The 17,344-nt window shown below is 64.7% G+C and carries 15 protein-coding genes; 2 read left to right on the forward strand and 13 right to left on the reverse strand.

Annotated elements, in window-relative coordinates; translation table 11 throughout:
• Positions 1-17 precede the first annotated feature (17 nt).
• The gene (locus tag CNX70_RS19070) at positions 18-1,082 is read left to right on the forward strand and encodes an alkene reductase (RefSeq protein WP_096236137.1); all 1,065 of its coding nucleotides are present in this window, start codon (positions 18-20) and stop codon (positions 1,080-1,082) included.
• A 49-nt stretch (positions 1,083-1,131) separates the two neighbouring features.
• On the opposite strand, the gene CNX70_RS19075 is transcribed toward CNX70_RS19070, so the two are convergent.
• Positions 1,132-1,353 carry a hypothetical protein gene (locus CNX70_RS19075; RefSeq protein ID WP_157751152.1) on the reverse strand — a complete coding sequence of 74 codons (222 nt, stop codon included), beginning with the start codon at positions 1,351-1,353 and terminating at the stop codon, positions 1,132-1,134.
• A gap of 250 nt (positions 1,354-1,603) precedes the next feature.
• Here CNX70_RS19075 and CNX70_RS19080 point away from each other — a divergent pair, with 250 nt between their 5' ends.
• Positions 1,604-2,215: a 1-acyl-sn-glycerol-3-phosphate acyltransferase gene (locus CNX70_RS19080; protein WP_096236140.1), complete on the forward strand. Its 612-nt coding sequence runs from the start codon at positions 1,604-1,606 to the stop codon at positions 2,213-2,215.
• Here CNX70_RS19080 and CNX70_RS19085 read toward each other — a convergent pair.
• The 12 genes from CNX70_RS19085 to tssK form a co-directional block, all read right to left on the reverse strand.
• Positions 2,212-2,772, reverse strand: coding sequence for a HupE/UreJ family protein (locus CNX70_RS19085; protein WP_244198867.1), 561 nt, complete (start codon positions 2,770-2,772; stop codon positions 2,212-2,214). The two genes, CNX70_RS19080 and CNX70_RS19085, sit on opposite strands and share 4 nt — an antisense overlap.
• A complete protein-coding gene (gene ureG, locus CNX70_RS19090) occupies positions 2,769-3,407 on the reverse strand; it encodes an urease accessory protein UreG (RefSeq protein WP_096236144.1) in 639 nt (212 codons plus the stop codon). The genes CNX70_RS19085 and ureG overlap by 4 nt, the downstream gene beginning before the upstream one ends.
• A gap of 22 nt (positions 3,408-3,429) precedes the next feature.
• On the reverse strand, positions 3,430-4,110 hold the full coding sequence (locus tag CNX70_RS19095) for an urease accessory protein UreF (RefSeq protein WP_096238556.1): 681 nt from the start codon (positions 4,108-4,110) through the stop codon (positions 3,430-3,432).
• Positions 4,110-4,634 carry an urease accessory protein UreE gene (gene ureE / locus CNX70_RS19100; protein ID WP_096236146.1) on the reverse strand — a complete coding sequence of 175 codons (525 nt, stop codon included), beginning with the start codon at positions 4,632-4,634 and terminating at the stop codon, positions 4,110-4,112. The genes CNX70_RS19095 and ureE overlap by 1 nt, the downstream gene beginning before the upstream one ends.
• A 13-nt stretch (positions 4,635-4,647) precedes the next feature.
• Complete coding sequence (gene ureC / locus CNX70_RS19105; RefSeq protein WP_096236148.1) at positions 4,648-6,348, reverse strand: urease subunit alpha; 1,701 nt, start codon at positions 6,346-6,348, stop codon at positions 4,648-4,650.
• 1 nt (position 6,349) lies between these two features.
• Entirely contained in the window at positions 6,350-6,679 is a 330-nt protein-coding gene (locus tag CNX70_RS19110; RefSeq protein WP_071076649.1) for an urease subunit beta, read from the reverse strand.
• A gap of 30 nt (positions 6,680-6,709) precedes the next feature.
• Complete coding sequence (locus CNX70_RS19115; RefSeq protein WP_034751936.1) at positions 6,710-7,012, reverse strand: urease subunit gamma; 303 nt, start codon at positions 7,010-7,012, stop codon at positions 6,710-6,712.
• A 23-nt stretch (positions 7,013-7,035) separates the two neighbouring features.
• Positions 7,036-7,878: an urease accessory protein UreD gene (locus CNX70_RS19120; protein ID WP_244198868.1), complete on the reverse strand. Its 843-nt coding sequence runs from the start codon at positions 7,876-7,878 to the stop codon at positions 7,036-7,038.
• 160 nt (positions 7,879-8,038) lie between these two features.
• Positions 8,039-10,243: an EAL domain-containing response regulator gene (locus CNX70_RS19125; protein ID WP_096236150.1), complete on the reverse strand. Its 2,205-nt coding sequence runs from the start codon at positions 10,241-10,243 to the stop codon at positions 8,039-8,041.
• 175 nt (positions 10,244-10,418) lie between these two features.
• Complete coding sequence (locus tag CNX70_RS19130; RefSeq protein WP_096236152.1) at positions 10,419-12,584, reverse strand: sensor histidine kinase; 2,166 nt, start codon at positions 12,582-12,584, stop codon at positions 10,419-10,421.
• Complete coding sequence (locus CNX70_RS19135; protein WP_096236154.1) at positions 12,581-15,661, reverse strand: PAS domain-containing hybrid sensor histidine kinase/response regulator; 3,081 nt, start codon at positions 15,659-15,661, stop codon at positions 12,581-12,583. The genes CNX70_RS19130 and CNX70_RS19135 overlap by 4 nt, the downstream gene beginning before the upstream one ends.
• A gap of 162 nt (positions 15,662-15,823) precedes the next feature.
• On the reverse strand, positions 15,824-17,230 hold the full coding sequence (tssK, locus tag CNX70_RS19140; RefSeq protein ID WP_341865523.1) for a type VI secretion system baseplate subunit TssK: 1,407 nt from the start codon (positions 17,228-17,230) through the stop codon (positions 15,824-15,826).
• Positions 17,231-17,344 lie beyond the last annotated feature (114 nt).

Consider the following 17,344-nt stretch of genomic DNA (forward strand, 5'->3'; position numbering starts at 1 on the left):
CAGGAAAGATAGCAATCATGGCAACTTTATTTAACCCCATCACCATTGGCAGCCTGCAACTGAAAAACCGCATCATCATGGCGCCGCTGACGCGTTCGCGCGCCGGCAATCCGGGCCGCGTACCCAACGCCCTGATGGCCGAGTACTACACGCAGCGCGCTTCGGCCGGCATGATCATCTCGGAAGCGACGGCCGTCACGCCGCAGGGCGTGGGCTATGCGGACACGCCGGGCATCTGGTCCGAGGAACAGGTGGAAGGCTGGAAACACATCACCAAGGCCGTGCATGACGCGGGCGGCCTGATCGTGCTGCAACTATGGCATGTGGGCCGCATTTCCGCGCCCGTTTTCCTCGACGGAGACTTGCCCGTGGCGCCCAGCGCCGTCAAGCCGGCCGGCCATGTCAGCCTGCTGCGCCCGCAACAGGAATTCGTCACGCCGCGCGCGCTCGATACGGAAGAGATTCCCGGCATCGTGGCGGCCTACCGCCTGGGTGCCGAGAATGCGAAAAAAGCCGGTTTCGACGGCGTGGAAATCCACGGCGCGAATGGTTATTTGCTCGACCAGTTCCTGCAAGACAGCACTAACTTGCGCACCGACAACTACGGCGGTTCGATTGAAAACCGTGCCCGCCTGATGCTGGAAGTGACCGATGCGTGCATCGAGGTATGGGGCGCCGACAAGGTGGGCATGCATTTGGCGCCGCGCCGCGATGCGCACGACATGGGCGACTCCGACCCGCGCGCCACCTTCGGCTATGTGGCACGCGAGCTGGGCAAGCGCGGCATCGCCTTCATCTGCGCACGCGAAGCGCTCGGTGAAGACCGCCTGGGCCCGTACCTGAAACAGGAATTTGGCGGCGTGTACATTGCCAACGAAAAAATGGACAAGGCGGCGGCCGAAGCCCTGCTGGCCAAGGGCGAAGCCGATGCCGTCGCCTTCGGCCTGTGGTTCATCGCCAATCCCGACCTGCCCATCCGCCTGCACAGTGACGCGCCCTTGAATCCCCTGAACCCGGACACCCTGTACGCACCCGATGCGGCCGGCTACACGGATTACCCTGCACTGGCGGCACAAGCTTAACCAGCACTGCGGACGACAGCAGCGGCACGTCGTCGCTGTTGCCTGCCCTTCAGCGCCATCGGCGCCGGGCCGGCCGGGCCGGACGGCGCGCCTGCACGCTGCTGAACACACGGCGTATCACTTCGGCCGGCACAGCGTGCTCACGCAAGTAAGCTGTCGCCACCGTCCGCCCCAGGGCGTGATGAAACGCCACGCCACGCTCGACGAGCTCGGCCATCACTTTGTCCGTTCGGACATGCTCCCCACAACCATCCTCGATACTGTTTTTCATGCCATGGCTCCCTGTCGGGTGGATCAATGCTGCATCAAGGTTTGACCACATTGTGTGCATTTAGTGCCCGCCACAGTGGCAAAGCATCGTTAAAATAGCAGCAACAGCCGGCCCGACACCGCATGGATAGCGGCCTCGGCTGCTTGTCGCCACCGCCAGCCCCGTATAGAATGCCTGCGCAGAATTTTTGCTTCAAGGAAAATGGCCAGCAGCGCCATCCGATTAAAAACAGTGTCACTGAAGGGTATCAATGGACGATTTATTTGTACAAGCGGGCGACTTGCCGACCTGGCACCAGCGCTGCGCATTGCGCGTGCTGCGGCTGTTTGGCTGGCGCATGCGCTTCCGTCCCCTGCCGGGGCCGCGCGGCATCGTCGTCGTCTACCCGCACACGTCGAACTGGGATTTCATGGTGGGCCTGTTCGGCAAATGGGCGCTGTCGCTGCCGTTCCACTGGCTGGCCAAGGATACCCTGTTCCGCGGCCCGATGGGCAAGGTGCTGCGCTACCTGGGCGGCGAACCCGTCGACCGCAGCACCACCAGCGGCACGATTCAACGCCAGGCCGAGCGCATGCTGGCCGCCGACTGGTACTGGCTGGCCATCACGCCGGAAGCGACGCGCAGCTACCGTCCGAACTGGAAGAGCGGCTTTTATCACCTGGCCCTGGCCGCCAAGGTGCCGCTGTTGCTGGTGTATATCGACTACCCGAACAAGGTGCTGGGCGTCGTCGACCATATCTACTTGACGGGCGACAAGGAGGCCGACATGGCCGCGATTGCCGCCGTGTATGCGGGCCATCAGGGCTTGCACCCGGAAAAGGCGGCGCCCATCGTGCTGTCCGACAAGCGCCCCGGCGCTTAGTTCACGCCCATCAGCACCACGCCGGCGGCCGTCAAGGCCACGCCGGCCACGCGCAGCACGCGCCCGGCCAGCACCTGGCCGGCGCAACGTCCCGTACACAGCAGCGTGGCCGAAGCCAGCAGGAAGCCGCACGCGGCCGATGCAGCCGGCAATTCCTGGCCATGCGCATTGCCATGCGCCAGCGCAAACACACCCACGAGCAGCATGCCGAGCCAGTTCGGCAGCGCCAGCGCCAGCGCGATGGCCAGCCCCACCAGGGCCACCGTGGCGGCGATACCCGTTTCCAGACCGGGCACCGTCAAGCCCGCCATGCCGGCCAGCGCGCCGAGCAGCATCATGCCGAGGAAAGTGGCGGGCTGGGCCAGGCTGCGGCGCTGCTGGCCGCCCCAGAGGCCCACGCCCAGCATGGCCAGCAAGTGGTCGATGCCCGTGAACGGATGGGCGAAGCCGGCCAGGAAGCCGACGCTGTCGCCATGGCCGGGGTGGGCCATCGCAGGTAAAGCCAGCAGGCACAGCGCCGCCACGGCGGCCGTTTTTGTCATCAGTCTTGCGCTCATTGCAGCTCCTTGCCTGGTTGATCGAGCAAACCTTGCTCGCGGATAAAATCGATGACCACCTGCACGCCGTCGCCGCTGCGCAAGTTGGTAAACACGAAGGGGCGCTCGCCGCGCATGCGCTTGGCGTCCTGCGCCATCACGTCGAGATTGGCACCCACATACGGCGCCAGGTCCGTCTTGTTGATAATGAGCAAATCGGAGCGCGTGATGCCGGGCCCGCCCTTGCGCGGGATTTTTTCGCCGCCCGCCACGTCGATCACGTAAATCGTCAGGTCCGACAGTTCCGGACTGAAGGTAGCGGCCAGGTTGTCGCCGCCCGATTCGACCAGGATCAAGTCGAGATGCGGAAAATCTGCCTGCATGCGCGCAATCGCTTCCAGGTTGATCGACGCGTCTTCGCGAATCGCCGTGTGCGGGCAGCCGCCCGTTTCCACGCCCATCAGGCGCTCGGCCGGCAAGGCGTCCGCGCGCAGCAGGATTTCCATGTCTTCCTTGGTGTAGATGTCATTCGTGATGACGGCCATGTCGTAGCGCTCGCGCATGCCCTTGCACAGCATTTCGCACAGGGCCGTCTTGCCCGAGCCGACCGGGCCGCCGATGCCCACGCGCAGGGGATTGGAGGTAATCGATGTCATGTTTGCTCTCTCATTGAATAGTTCAGGAACGGTACAGGCGGCTGTACTGCACTTCGTGCCGCATCGACAGCAGCGACAGGCCGGGCGCCCAGTTGCCCATCTCGTCGTCTTGCAAGGTTTGCGCCGTCAGCGCCGCCGCTTCCAGCTCCGGGCGCAGCGACAGCAGCAAACGCTGGCCCGCCACCTGCCCCAGCGGCACGGATTTCACGCAGACGAGCACCTGGTTTTCCGCCCAGGCGAACAGCATGGCCAGCAGCGCCTCTTCGCGCGGAATCGCCAGCGCCACCACGGCGCAGGCATAGGCGGTGGGCAGCGCGACTTCCGGCTGCCCCTGCAGCATGTCGATCAGCACGCCGTCGGCCACGCCCAGCTCGGCCAGCAATTTGGTCAAGGAATACCCCATCTGGATGGTTTCGGCGCGAAATTCCGCCGTGTCGCGCGAAGCGATGAAACGCTCGCTCCAGCGCTGCACGGCGCACAGATCCTGCGCTGCAAACGCCTGCATCAAGCGCCAGCACAGAGGCGCTTCCCAGCGCGCCACCACCAAGGTCAGATGCTGGGCGATCCACGCGCGCGCCGTGGCCGCGTCGTGCACCAGGCCAGATTCGAGCGCCGCTTCCAGCCCCTGCGAATAGCTGTAGGCGCCGATCGGCAAGGCCGGGCTGGCGAACTGCAGCAGATGCAGCAGGGCCGACGCCTGCATCATGCGGCGCCTGGCACATCGCCGGGACGGTGGATTTTCTGCCGCAGCGGCACGGGCGCCAGCAAATGCGGGCCGTGGCCATCGTGGTGGCCATGGCCGCCGCCATACGCGCCCGCCTCCGGTTCGAACGGCGCGCTTTCCTCCGCCACGGTCGCCTGCAAGCCTTGCAGCATCTCTTTTAAAACGGGGTCTTTGCGGATGCGCAGAAAGCCCTCGCCCACCTGCGCCTGCGTGTGGCGATTCCCCAGGTGGAAAGCGCAGCGCAGCAGGGTGTGCGCATCGGCGCAGCGTACCAGGTAGGTCGGTTCGCGCGCGGCGACGATCTGCACCACCTGCCCTTCCGGCCCCGTCATGCGCTCGCCGTCGCGCAGCACCGTGCCGCGCACGGTGAACACGGCCACCTCGTCGCCATTCGACAGCACGGCGCGCAGCCGGCATTTTTCGCGCTGGTCGTAGGGCAACACAAGTTGGGCAAACGGCGTACGTTCATCGCCAGGTCCCAGTTTGGTATGCAATGTGAGCATGCTTGTCTCCTGCTTAAAATAGAAAATAGCGCTGCGCCATGGGCAGCACGGCCGCCGCCTCGCACACCAGCAGCTGGCCGTCGGCGCGCACGGCGTAGGTTTCCGGGTCCACTTCCATGTGCGGCGTGGCGCTGTTATGGATCATGTCGTGCTTGCGCAAGCCGCGCATGTTTTTCACGGCGATGACGGATTTGTTCAGCTTCAGCTGATGGCCGATATCGAGGTCGTAGGCCGCCTGCGAGACAAAGGTGAACGACTTTTTCAGGCCGCCGCCGAAGGCGCCGAACATCATGCGGTAATGCACGGGCTGCGGCGTGGGAATCGAGGCGTTCGGGTCGCCCATCTGCGCGGCGGCGATCATGCCGCCCTTTAAAATCATCGACGGCTTGACGCCGAAAAAAGCCGGCTTCCACAGCACGAGGTCGGCGATCTTGCCCGCCTCGATGGAACCGACCACGTGCGCAATGCCATGCGTGATGGCCGGGTTGATCGTGTACTTGGCAATGTAGCGCTTGGCGCGGAAATTGTCGCTGCGCGCCGTGTCGGGCGCCAGCGGCCCCCGCTGCACCTTCATCTTGTGCGCCGTCTGCCAGGTGCGCATGATCACTTCACCCACGCGGCCCATGGCTTGCGAGTCGGACGACATCATCGAGATGGCGCCGATGTCGTGCAAAATGTCTTCGGCGGCGATGGTTTCGCGGCGGATGCGCGACTCGGCAAACGCCACGTCTTCGGCAATCGCCGGGTCCAGGTGGTGGCACACCATCAGCATGTCCAGGTGCTCGTCGAGCGTGTTGACGGTAAACGGGCGCGTCGGGTTGGTCGACGACGGCAGCACGTTGGCCTGTCCCACGGCGGCGATGATGTCGGGCGCATGGCCGCCGCCCGCCCCTTCCGTGTGAAAGGTGTGGATGGTGCGGTCCTTGAAGGCGGCCAGGGTGTGCTCCAGAAAGCCGCCCTCGTTGAGGGTGTCGCTGTGCAGCGCCACCTGCACGTCCATGCGGTCCGCGACGGACAGGCAGTTGTCGATGGCGGCCGGCGTGCTGCCCCAGTCCTCGTGCAGTTTCAGGCCGATGGCACCCGCGCGCACCTGTTCTTCCAGCGGTAGCGGCAGGCTGACGTTACCTTTCCCCATGAAGCCCAGGTTCATCGGGAAGGCGTCGGCGGCCGCCAGCATGGCGTGCAAATGCCATGGCCCCGGCGTGCAGGTGGTCGCGGCCGTGCCCACGGCCGGTCCCGTGCCGCCGCCCAGCATGGTGGTCACGCCGCTCATCAACGCTTCCTCTATCTGCTGCGGACAGATGAAGTGGATGTGCGTGTCGACGCCGCCAGCCGTGACGATCAGGCCCTCGCCGGCGATGATCTCGGTGGCGCCGCCGATGGGCAAGGTCACGCCAGGCTGGATGTCGGGGTTGCCCGCCTTGCCGATGCCGAAAATCAGCCCGTTTTTCAGGCCGATATCGGCTTTCACGATGCCCCAGTGGTCGAGGATGACGGCATTCGTGATGACGGTGTCCATCACCTCGGCCGCGCAGCGCTGCGACTGGCCCATGCCGTCGCGGATCACCTTGCCGCCGCCGAATTTCACTTCTTCGCCGTAGATCGCGTAGTCATGCTCGATCTCGATGAACAATTCCGTGTCGGCCAGGCGGATGCGGTCGCCCTTGGTGGGGCCGAACATTTCGGCATACGCGCTGCGGGGAATGCTGGCCATCTCAATCCTTTCCCGGTGGAGTGTCTTGCAGGTCGCCCATCACTGCACCATTGAAGCCGTAGACCTTGCGTTCGCCCGCCAGCGCCACCAGTTCCACCGTGCGCTGCTGGCCCGGTTCGAAGCGCACGGCCGTGCCGGCCGTGATATTGAGGCGCATGCCGTAGGCGCGCCAGCGCTCGAAGGCCAGCGCCGGATTGACTTCAAAAAAGTGAAAGTGCGAGCCCACCTGGATCGGACGGTCGCCCCGGTTGGCCACCACCACGGTGGCCGTGGCGCGCCCGGCATTCAAGCTGATTTCGCCTTCTTCCAATTTGTATTCACCTGGGGTCATGAGGGGCTCCTGTCAATGTCGCTTGTGTGCTTACGGTATCGGATGGTGCACGGTCACCAGCTTGCTGCCATCGGGGAAGGTCGCTTCCACCTGGATATCGGGGATCATCTCGGCGATGCCGTCCATGACGTCGGCGCGCGAGAGTATCTTGGTACCGTCCGACATCAGCTGCGCCACCGACTTGCCATCGCGCGCGCCTTCCATGATGGCAGCGCTGATCAGGGCCACCGCTTCCGGATAATTCAATTTCAAGCCGCGCGCCAGGCGCCGTTCGGCCAGCAGCGCGGCCGTAAAAATGAGCAGCTTGTCTTTTTCTCGGGGAGTCAGGTCCATGGTTTTCCTTGTCTTTCCTGTTCTTATGTGTTCCAACTGCGGGGCACGACGGCGTCGCGTCCCAGCATGGCGGGGCGCAGCAGCAGCCAGGCGGCCAGCATGATCGTGCGCGACGCCTCGCTGTCGCCGCACAGCAGGCGCACCACCACCAGCGCTTTCATGTGCGTGGCGCCAAACACGGCGCCAGCCGGCACGGCGATCTCGCGCACGGCTGCCAGTACGGATGGAGAAACGGGTGTGCCGACGGCGATCAGGGTGGCGCATACCGTGTGGCCAGCCAGCCCCAGGGGACTGGCCATCAAGGCGCCGCCTCCCGCCAGCACGCCCTGCTCCCACCACAGCAGCTTGCCGCCACGGCGGATCTGCACCTGCTGGCTGATGCTGCCCGTGTTGAAAACTTCGCCCGAGGCGCTGCGCCCCAGGCAGACGATGTCGCAGCCGATATAGCTGGCGTCCTGCGCCAGTTCCACTTCATGGCGCAGGTGCACGCAAGCCTGGTCGAAGAAAATGCTTTCCTGCGGCAGCCACTCGATGGCGGCGCCGCTACCGGCGCGCAGCACGATGTGCTGACCCGAGACGTGGCCATTCGCGCGGTACCACTTGGCGGCGCCCGGCGAGGTCAGCAAGGCATGCGCGCCTGTGCCCACCGTGGCGTCGACGGCCAGCTGGTCGCCGCCCACCACGCCGCCTGGCGGATGGATGATGATGGCGTGGCAGACGGCATCGCCTTCCGGATACAGGGGCTTTTGCACGCGCAAAGGGCCGCTATGCGTGCGCTCGACCAGGCGGCTGACGCCATCGTGCAGCGCAAAGCCCAGGCGCAAATGCGCCTGCCAGGCGCCGTGTGCGCTGGGCTGTGAAGACATGGCTGGATGGGTACTGTCTGGCATGCGGGGCAATCGCGTAAATAAGCGATTACCTAAGCAGGATATGTGCCAGCGTCAGGGGATGGAAAAGTGAGCATCCTGCACCGCGCTGCTGCGAATGCACCGGCATGGTGCAGCAGCCGCACCGCGGCGTGTATGCTCAGGCCACGGCCAGGGAGCGCCGTTCGCGCAGCAAGGCCGTGAATGGTGCGGCAGCCAGGGGTCGGCTGAAATAATAGCCCTGCATTTCGTCGCAGCCGTGTTCCGTCAGGAAGTCCACCTGTTCGCGCGTTTCCACGCCTTCGGCGATGACGCGCATGTCCAGGTTATGTGCCAGCGAGATGACGGAACGGGCGATGGCCGCGTCGCTGCTGCTGGTGGTGACGTCGTCGACGAAGGATTTGTCGATCTTCAGCACATCGATGGGAAAACGCTTCAGGTAGCCCAGGCTGGAATAGCCTGTGCCGAAGTCGTCGAGCGAAATACCCACGCCGATATCCTTCAGGCGCGTCAGCGCCGCCACCGCCTTGTCCGGGTCGCCCATCACCGTGCTTTCCGTGATCTCGATGCCGAGGCAGGCGGGTGCGATGCCGTATTTACGCAATACCGCCTCGACGAAAGGCACCGTGCGATCCTGCGCGAACTGTTTACCGGACAGGTTGACGGCCACCTTGATGCTGCCCAGGCCTGCGTCGTGCCAGGCGCGGATCTGCGCGCAGACGCTTTCCAGCACCCATTCGCCGATGGCCGTGATCAAGCCGTACTCCTCGGCTAGCGCGATGAACAGGCCGGGCGACACCTTGCCCAGCACCGGGTTCTCCCAGCGCAGCAGGGCTTCCGCGCCCAGCAAGGCGCCCGTGCGCAAGCACATCTGCGGCTGGTAGTGCACTGCGAATTCATCGCGGCAGATGGCGCCGCGCAGCTGCTGCTGCATGGCCAGGCGGGCGCGGATATCGCTGCCCATGCGCTCCGTGAAGAAGGCGTAATGGTCGCGCCCCATTTCCTTGGCGCGCACCAGGGCCGTGTCAGCGTGGCGCAGCACGTCATCGAGGCTGTCGCCATCGGCCGGGCACATGGCGATGCCGATGCTGGTGGTCAGCGCCAGGCGCTCGCCACCGACATTGAGCTCTTCGCGCAAGCCGGCCAGAATGGTTTGCGCCAGCGCCAGCGTGCGGCCCAGCAGGGCATCGTCCTGCAGCAGGATCTGGAATTCGTCGCCGCCCTGGCGCACCACCGTGTCACCCTCGCGCACGCAGCCGGAGAGGAAACGCGCCACCACTTGCAGCGCCTTGTCGCCCACCGCCTGGCCGTGCGAATCGTTGATGTTCTTGAAGCGGTCCAGGTCCAGACACATCAGCACCACTTGCTGGCTGTCGCGCAGGGCGTTGGCGCGCGCCTGTTCAAAACGTTCGCGCAGCAGCACGCGGTTCGGCAAACCCGTCAGCGCGTCGTGGTAGGAGAGGAAATCGATCAAGTGCTGCTCGGCCTTGCGCTCGCTGATATCGAGGAAGACGCCGATGTAGTTAACGACGGCGCCATCGGGCCCGTGCACGGTGGAGGCGCTGAGCAGACAGGGATAGGTGTCGCCGCTCTTGCGCCGCGTTTGTACTTCACCCGACCAGCAGCCGCTGCTGCGCAAGCCCTGGCGCAGGGCCTGCAACACCGCTTCGCCCGTGTGTCCGGCATGCAGGCGCATGATGTCCGTGCCCACCACTTCCTGCGCCGCATAGCCGGTGATGCGTGTAAAGGCGGGATTGGCCGTGACGATGGTGCCGGCCGGATCGGTGATCAGGATGGCGTCCTGGGTGGCTTCGAAGACTTGGCCGGACAGGCGCAGCAATTCTTCATTGGCGCGGCGGATCTGCACTTCGCGCGCCAGGGTGCTGGCCACCTGCTCCAGTTCCGCCGTGCGTTCGGCCACGCGCCGCTCCAGATTGGCGCGCTCCTGCGCCAGCTGCAGCTGCGCCCGCGCCAGGCGCACGTGCGCGTCGGTGCGGGCGAGGATTTCCTCGGCCTGGAAGGGCTTGGCGATGAAATCGACGGCGCCCAGCGCAAAGCCGCGCACCTTGTCGTCCGTATCGTACTGGGCCGACAGGAAAATCACCGGCACCTGGCGCAGGGACGGTATCTCCTTCAGGCGGCGGCAGACTTCAAAGCCGTCGAGGCCCGGCATGCGCACGTCGAGCAGGATCAGCTCCGGCGGGCGCGCCTGGGCCGTCCACAGGGCCAGTTCACCGTTCGGCGCCTGGCGTACCGCATAGCCGGCGCCGCCCAGCAAATCGCTCAACAGCTTGAGCGAAGCCGGCGTATCTTCAACGATCAGTACTTCGCCCTTAGCATTCACTTCGGAAAAATCGCGGTGCATGTAGCAGTTCTCTCAGCTTTGGATGAGGCGCGGCGCTCGATTGCCACGCTGGACAAGACATTTCTTTGCGATGAACTACGTATTATCATCATAATCTTTATTGCAATTTAGCACCATCCATCCACGACACTTAGTCCGTCTTTTCATCGAATCCGATGTTGTCAGTCCACACTATTCAAGCGCGCACCAGCAGGCCCTCGCTCTCCAGCAAGACGCACAGCTGACGGTACTGGTGCTGCTCGAGCATGGCCTGCAGCGGCGCCAGCAACGGCGCCGCCGACGCCGGCAGGGCCGCCAGCAGCTGCGCCACCCTGGCCAGGTTCAATTCGCGCAGCGCCACCAGCAAGGCGGCGCGCTCGTCCCCGGCCAGCAGCAGCAAGTCTTGCGCCTGCAGTGCCGGCAGCACTGCCGCCTGCGCCGACATGGCCGGCAGCGCGGATGCCTGCACTGGCGCCTGCGCCGCCTGCGCGGGTATGCTGAAACGGAAGGTGGCACCCTGCCCCGGCGTGGACTCCAGCGTCAGTTCGCCTTTCATCAACTGCACCAATTCGCGCGAGATGGCCAGGCCCAGGCCCGTGCCATCCTTCGGCCCCGCGCTGTCGGCCTGCACGAAGGGCTCAAAAATGCGCTGCTGGTCTTCCAGCGCGATGCCGATGCCCGTGTCGCTGACGGCGAACGACAGGCGCCACGTGACGTCATCGCGCCGCTCGCCGCGCACGCGCAAGGTGACCTCGCCGCTGCCGGCGAACTTGACGGCATTCGACATCAGATTCAGCAGCACCTGGCGCAAGCGCGTCGCATCGAGCAGCACCGCCGCCGGCAGGTCCGCGCAATCGAGGCGCAGGGTCAGGCCCTGCTGCTCGGCGCGCATGCCCAGCATGTCCATCACTTCCTGCAACAGGGGCGCCAGCGCCACCACGGTCGCCTGCGCCTGCAAGCGCCCCGCCTCGCCCTTCGACAGTTCGAGGATTTCATTGATCAGGGTGAGCAAATGATTGCCGGAGCGGTGGATGATGGCCAGGTTGCGCTTTTCATCGTCCTGCATGTTGGGCGAGGCGGCCATCAGGCGCGAAAAGCCGATCACGGAATTCAAGGGCGTGCGCAGTTCATGGCTCATGTTCGCCAGGAAGGTGCTCTTGGCGCGGTTCGCCGCCTGCGCCTGGCTGACGGCCACCGACAGGGCGCTCGTGCGCTCGGCCACCAGTTCTTCCAGGTGATGGCGGTGGCGCAGCAGTTCCAGTTCGGCCTCGCGGTGCGCCGTAATATCATAGTTGGAGCCCACCAGGCGCATGGGCAAGCCCCGCCCGTCGCGGAAGATCACGGCGTCGGCCTTGATGTAGCGGATGGCGCCATCGGGCCACAGGATGCGGTATTCGTGCGTGAACGCCTGGCCGGCGCCCAGCGCGGCGCGCAGGGCCTCCTTGGCCGCCGGCACATCGTCCGGCATCAGCGCCGCGCGCCAGATCGCCGCCGGCGACACGGTGCTGGCCGCATCGGCCTTGAACTGCGCGTACATCTGCTCATCCCACTGCAAGGCATCGCTGCTGACGTTCCAGTCCCAGATGCCGATGCTGGCCGCACCCGTCGCCATCTGCACGCGCTCCTCGCTGCGCTGCAGGGCGCGGTAACGGCTGTCGAGCAGCGCCACCATGTCGCGGATGGAGCGGTACAGGGTGCGCAGCTCGCCCAGGAACCAGGCTTTCGGCGGCGTGCCGAACGCTTCGCCCTGCCCCGCCTTGACGCCGGCCGCGTACTGGCCGATGGCCTTCAACGGCTTGAGCATCAGGCACCACAGGAGCAGCCAGATGCAGGCTACCAGGATCACGTCAAGCGCCACGATCATGGCGCCGATGCCCAGCGCGCGCTGGCGCAGCTGCGCGTGCAGCAGGGCCGGCGTGGCATACACGGCAACGCTGCCGATGACTTGTCCGCCTGCCGTCACAGAGCGCCGCTGCACCAGCCAGCCCGCTTCGGCGGACAGCGCGGCGCGGCTCTCGATGGCGCCGTCCGCAGTGCGGCGCAGGACCAGCGCCTCCTTGCCGATGCCCGGCGTGAGGGAGCTGGCCACCAGTTCGCGCTTGCCCAGCATGCTGCGCATGATGGCCTGCATCTGCTTTTCGTCCAGGTTCCACAAGGGCAGTTCGATGGCCACGGCCAGCTGGTCCGCGCTGACGGCCAGGCTGCGATGCAGCTGCTGCCAGCGCTGCTCGCGTTCGGACTGGTAAAACAGCACGGCAAACACCAGCAGCAGCGCAGTGACGACACAGGTCAGCGCCACGCTGACGGCCAGCACGATGGATACGCTGCCCAGGTGCCAGCCCTTGGGTAGGTGAAAAGTCATGCGTCTTCGCCCTGCGGTTCGCTGGCCAGCTGCGCCAGCAAGGCGCACAGCGGCTGGTACTGGTGCTGTTCCAGCATGGCGGCGATGTGCGCGGACAGCTGCGGCAGGCCAGTCGCCACGCTGGCCAGCACGATGGCGCTGCGCCGCAAATCGAGGGCTTGCACGGATTCGAGCAGCGCCTGCCGTTCGGCTGCGCCCAGCTGGCCCAGCGCCTGCTGCAAGTCAAAGGCTGGCGCCGGCACGCGCGGCGGCGCGGCAGCGGTGCGCTGGAAACGCACGCCCAGTTGCTGCTCCAGCATGGCGAACAGGTGTTCCTGCTCGATCGGCTTGCGCAGGAAGCCGTCGGCGCCGGCCGCCAGCGCCTCCTGCTTTTCTTCTTCGAAGGCGGAGGCGGTCATGATCACCAGGCGCGGCTGCACCAGCGCCGGCTGTGCGCGCAGCCAGCGCGTCAGCGCCAGACCATCCATGTCCGGCATGCGCCAGTCACTCAGCACCATGTCATAGCGCTGCACCGCCAGCATGGCTTGCGCCTGCGCGCCGCCCGCCGCTTCCTGCAGCTGGAAACCCAGCGGCGCCAGCAAGCCGGCCAGCAGCTTGCGGCAGTTGTCGTCATCGTCGACCAGCAGCACCATGCGCCCGCGCTGGCCCGGCGGCAGGCGCGCCACGCGGCCCGGCGCCAGCGCCGCGATCGCCGGCTGCTGCAGCACCGGTGCGCGCAGGTCAAAACGGAATACGGAGCCCGCTCCCAAGGTGGAGTCGACGCGCAGCTCGCCGCCCATCAGGCGCACGAATTCGCGCGAAATGGTCAGCCCAAGCCCTGTGCCGGCCTGCGCCACGGCGCTGTCGGCCTGCACGAACGGTTCAAAGATGCGCTCCAGGTCCGCTTGCGCGATGCCGCTGCCCGTATCGCGCACGGCGAAGGCCAGCGCCATCTGCCCACCTTCCGTCGCCTGGCACGCCAGCGACAAGGTCACGCTGCCCTGCTCGATGAACTTGAGCGCGTTCGACAGCAAATTGAGCAGCACCTGGCGCAGCTTGGCGCCATCGAGGCGCACCAGCGGCGGCACGCCGGAACGTTCGAGCTGCAGCGCGATGCCCTGGTCGCTCGAGCGCATGCGCACCATCTCGAGCACCTCGTCGAGCAAGCCATTCAAGTCCACGGGTCCCGTTTGCAGCTGCATGCGGCCCGCTTCGATTTTTGACAGTTCGAGGATGTCGTTGATCAGGGTCAGCAAATGATGGCCGGCGCGGTTGATGATGGCCAGGTTATGCTTTTCTTCCTCGAACATGCTGCTCGAATCGGCCATCATCTGCGAAAAACCGATCACGGAATTCAAGGGCGTGCGCAATTCGTGGCTCATGTTGGCCAGGAAGACGCTTTTCGCGCGATTTGCCGATTCGGCCTCGGTGACGGCCACCGACAGGGCCGCCGTGCGCTGCTGCACCAGTTCTTCCAGGTGGTCGCGGTAGCCAAGCAATTCCTGCTCGCCGTGCTTGCGCTCGGAAATGTCGACGATGCCGCTGCGCACCAGGCGCCGCCCTTCCATGGGCAATTTGACCAGCCGCACCTCGCAGGGAAAAATGCTGCCGTCGGCACGCCGCACATTGCGCTCCACCAGGATAGGCTCGCCCAGCATGGCGCGGCGCAGATGCTCTTCCATCATCAGCCCCAGCGGCAAGCCATCGGGCTGCTTGCCGGCATACAGGTCGAACGGCCCGCGTGCCAGCAGTGCTGCGCGCGACAGGCCCAGCATGCGCTGCGCGCTGCTGTTGGCGTCGACGAAGCGGTCCAGGTCCAGGTCGTACACCAGAATGGCTTCCGGCGCATGCTCGACCAGGATGCGGAAGCGCTGCTCGCTCTCGCGCGCCTCGCTCTCGGCGCGCCGCAGGCGCCGCCGCTGTAGCAGCAAGGCGCTCAGCAAGCAGGCCATCACGATAAAAACGCCGCCCACCAGCAGCACGGCAACGCGGTGCTCGTCCCACAGTTCCGGCGGCCGGTTGAAGAACAGTGTGTGTGGCGGCAGGCGGCTGATGTCGGCATCCCAGCGCTGCAGCTGTTCCCAGTCATACATGGGCACCGGGCGGGCCGGCGGCAGCAAGGCTCCCGGCGCGGCGGGCGCCTTGCCATCCAACACGGCCAGCGACATCTGCGCCACCTGCTGCGCGGCCTGTTCGATGTGCAGGATGGAGCCACCCAGGATGCCCTTGCCGACCGTCGCGTTGTACATGCCGAAGGTGGGCACATTCGCCAGCCGCGCCAGCTGCACGGAAAACGGCACGGGCGTGGCGATGCTGCCGGCCACGTCGCGGTTGACATTGCCCGCCACCAGCACGGCATCGGCGGGTAGGTGCGCCACCGCCGCGCGCATCTGCTCCAGGGTCAGGTCATCGAGGTAGCGCATGGCCACCTTGCCCTGCCATGCCAGCGCCGCCTGCTGCATGTTGCGCTTCAAGGCCTGGTCGGCCTCGCTGGTGCCGACGGCCATGACGATGGTTTTGGTTTCCGGGAACAGCGCCATGGCTTGCGCCAGCGTGCCGGGAAAATCGACATTCGCCTTTTGCTGCCAGATGGCAGCCGGACTGCCGGCCGGCAAGGCCATGCCCGAGGTGTTAATCGCCAGCACGGGCACGCCGCGCGCCAGCGGCGCCAGGTCCGACAGCAAAAAATCGAGCGCGGGCTGCTGCATGGCGATGATCAGGTCGGCCTTGCGCCCCATCATCTGGGTGTATCTTAAAAGCAACAAATCGCGCATCTCGTTGCGCAGCGCCGGGTCGCCCTGGGTATTCAGGTTGAGGTGCTCGACCATGATGTCCTCGCTAGCCAGGCCCGCGGCGACCATGGCGGTCACATAGGTGCGCGTGTACGATTCCACGCCGGCACGGCCATAATCGTAAGCGTTAAGGAACAGCACGCGCTGGCCCTGGTGCGGCGGCGCAACGGTGGGCGCCGCTGCCGGCGAGGCGGCGCAGGGCGCGGCGACACACAACGCCAGCAGCAATGCGCGGCAGCAGCGGCGCACCGCTGCCCTGCCCTGCCCGCCGCCCGGCCGCAAGCCGCCCGGCACATCACGCATCATTCGCCATGCCCATGCTCGCTCCCGCCTGTCACCATGTTTCACCCATGCGCTGGCTGATCAGCCACCGACACTTACAAAAACATGATAACGTCAACTGCAGGGGCAAGTCTATTCCTTAGGGCAATCTTTTGACAATCCACCCACTCGCCACGCCAAGCTTCGTTACGCGGCGGTACCGCTGATACCGAATAATTCCAGCTTCAACCCTTTTATGCCAGACGGCACATAAATCGCAATCGCCTGGGCCTTGATCATGCTGTCATAAATACTCCCCTTGCCAGCGATGGAAAAATAATAGGTGTTCGGCCGCACCGGCACTTCAGCAGGAACCTGGGCCATATGACGCAACTCGGCACCCGGAAGTGCCCGGCCCAGTAATAGGTCGATATTGTCCGGAGATGAAATCTTGAATTGCAACGGCACCGTGGCGACCAGTTCCAGCGCCGGCATATCGGCGTTTACCGCAAGACAGAGTTCGGTCTGGCGGTCAATCCGCTTGGCATCGAGCAAGCCGTGATAGTGGGTGTTTTGTTGCGCGTCGTTGGACAGCGCAATCGGGAAGTAACGCGACAGCAGCACCGTATCGATCAGGTCGCGAATGATGCCATCGAGCTTGCCGAAACCGGGAGCCGCGTCATCATGAGAATATGCCGGCAAGTCGCTCAGTGTGTATTTTTTCGAAAACGTCATCAAGCCACCGGCCAATGCCATCAATTTTTCAAATAAGTACACGGGATGATGGCGCCGGTAACTGGCGCAATGACTGAGCGTGGCGCTGGCCGTGCTCAATGTATTGAGCATCCAGAACGAGGAAACATCGCCGCCATGAAATTCAACCGTATGGTTACCGGGCTGGCGGTGGCGGCTGTACAGCGCTTCAATTTTCGCGCCCATGCGGTCGATCAGCGACTCGAGCATTTTCTGCAGCGAAGACTCGGCGCTGATGGTCAGGCCAGGTGGAATGAAGGAAGTATCGACTTCGAAGCCGCCGTTGCCGGCACGGTACAAACGAATCACCGGGATGGCAAGGTAATCATTCAGGGGGTCCAGTTGCGACAGCAGGTACACGCGTTTTTTCAGGTAAGCCACCTCGATGCTGACTGCTTCGCTGTACAGATCCGGAGTCTCGATATCGGCCTGGACATAGCGCGCGCCTGCAGAGCTCACATTGCCGCCATGTGCTTGCAGCGCCGGTAGCGCGGCATAAAAAGTAAAGCTATGTTCGCTGGAAGGCAGCTTGGACAGGTCAACGGCACTGGGCAATATATCGCCAAGCGGCGCCTCAAACAGTTCTCCATCCTGAAAGACGAGCGACATGGCGTCCGCCCGCAGGCTATTGTTGGCCAGTGCATCCGCATTCCAGCTGACGCCATGCACGCCCCATAAATGGGGATTAATCAACGAGGCCAGACGCTGCAGGCGCGCTTCATGGTAGCGGTCCAGTTGCTGGAATTGCTGGGGACCGATGGCCAGGCCTTCGGACCAAAGTAATTTGGATGGCAATGTCATGGCGTTCTCCATGTTGACCGTTGGAATCATGCTGCCTTGCCAGTCTGATGTTGCCAGCATGGAAGTCCTTGATGTTGCGCAGCAACCCAGTTCAATTATTTGCGCAAACGCAATTTACCGTTGAGAAAACGCTCGGATACTGGCCATTCCGCCGCAAAGACACAGGAAAAGAGA

The sequence above is a fragment of the Janthinobacterium svalbardense genome (genome assembly GCF_002327145.1).
GTDB lineage: Bacteria > Pseudomonadota > Gammaproteobacteria > Burkholderiales > Burkholderiaceae_D > Janthinobacterium > Janthinobacterium tructae.

What these genes read in the sequence shown, in the direction of transcription:
- ureC (WP_096236148.1), bottom strand. Translation starts at nt 6,348, where the DNA reads ATGGCCAGCATTCCCCGCAGCGCGTATGCCGAAATGTTCGGCCCCACC.
- CNX70_RS19070 (WP_096236137.1), top strand. Translation starts at nt 18, where the DNA reads ATGGCAACTTTATTTAACCCCATCACCATTGGCAGCCTGCAACTGAAA.
- CNX70_RS19110 (WP_071076649.1), bottom strand. Translation starts at nt 6,679, where the DNA reads ATGACCCCAGGTGAATACAAATTGGAAGAAGGCGAAATCAGCTTGAAT.
- CNX70_RS19095 (WP_096238556.1), bottom strand. Translation starts at nt 4,110, where the DNA reads ATGCAGGCGTCGGCCCTGCTGCATCTGCTGCAGTTCGCCAGCCCGGCC.
- CNX70_RS19120 (WP_244198868.1), bottom strand. Translation starts at nt 7,878, where the DNA reads ATGTCTTCACAGCCCAGCGCACACGGCGCCTGGCAGGCGCATTTGCGC.
- CNX70_RS19130 (WP_096236152.1), bottom strand. Translation starts at nt 12,584, where the DNA reads ATGACTTTTCACCTACCCAAGGGCTGGCACCTGGGCAGCGTATCCATC.
- tssK (WP_341865523.1), bottom strand. Translation starts at nt 17,230, where the DNA reads ATGCTGGCAACATCAGACTGGCAAGGCAGCATGATTCCAACGGTCAAC.
- ureE (WP_096236146.1), bottom strand. Translation starts at nt 4,634, where the DNA reads ATGCTCACATTGCATACCAAACTGGGACCTGGCGATGAACGTACGCCG.
- CNX70_RS19075 (WP_157751152.1), bottom strand. Translation starts at nt 1,353, where the DNA reads ATGAAAAACAGTATCGAGGATGGTTGTGGGGAGCATGTCCGAACGGAC.
- CNX70_RS19135 (WP_096236154.1), bottom strand. Translation starts at nt 15,661, where the DNA reads ATGATGCGTGATGTGCCGGGCGGCTTGCGGCCGGGCGGCGGGCAGGGC.
- CNX70_RS19080 (WP_096236140.1), top strand. Translation starts at nt 1,604, where the DNA reads ATGGACGATTTATTTGTACAAGCGGGCGACTTGCCGACCTGGCACCAG.
- CNX70_RS19115 (WP_034751936.1), bottom strand. Translation starts at nt 7,012, where the DNA reads ATGGACCTGACTCCCCGAGAAAAAGACAAGCTGCTCATTTTTACGGCC.
- CNX70_RS19125 (WP_096236150.1), bottom strand. Translation starts at nt 10,243, where the DNA reads ATGCACCGCGATTTTTCCGAAGTGAATGCTAAGGGCGAAGTACTGATC.
- CNX70_RS19085 (WP_244198867.1), bottom strand. Translation starts at nt 2,772, where the DNA reads ATGAGCGCAAGACTGATGACAAAAACGGCCGCCGTGGCGGCGCTGTGC.
- ureG (WP_096236144.1), bottom strand. Translation starts at nt 3,407, where the DNA reads ATGACATCGATTACCTCCAATCCCCTGCGCGTGGGCATCGGCGGCCCG.